Source organism: Devosia soli, assembly GCF_000970455.1.
GTDB lineage: Bacteria > Pseudomonadota > Alphaproteobacteria > Rhizobiales > Devosiaceae > Devosia > Devosia soli.
The window spans coordinates 1-246 of record NZ_LAJG01000038.1 but is presented as its reverse complement, the minus strand read 5'-3'; the positions used below and the strand labels follow the sequence as shown (position 1 = coordinate 246).

Here is a 246-nt window from a genome sequence, read left to right as displayed (position 1 = left end):
GGCAACAGCTTATCGCATTCCTGAACCGAGCTTACGGCTACTTGGACCTTGCCTTCGTCGGACTGGTCGTTGCCGGCCCGATGTTGTTCGACTGGAACGGTCTGGTGCAGTGCGCGGTGGCGCAGTACTTCGTGCCGTTGTCTCCTTCGTCGCACGCGACGGCGTACGTCTACGTGCACGGCGCCGCGCTGGTGGGCTTCTAGCGCTGGTTTGGCGTTTTCTGCCGCGCCACACTCTTGCGGCTGA

General features: G+C 62.6%; 1 protein-coding gene. It reads left to right on the top strand.

Annotated elements, in window-relative coordinates; translation table 11 throughout:
• Positions 1-203 (top strand): hypothetical protein (locus VW35_RS21655; protein ID WP_046144202.1); only part of this gene is annotated, 203 nt, incomplete at its 5' end.
• Positions 204-246 lie beyond the last annotated feature (43 nt).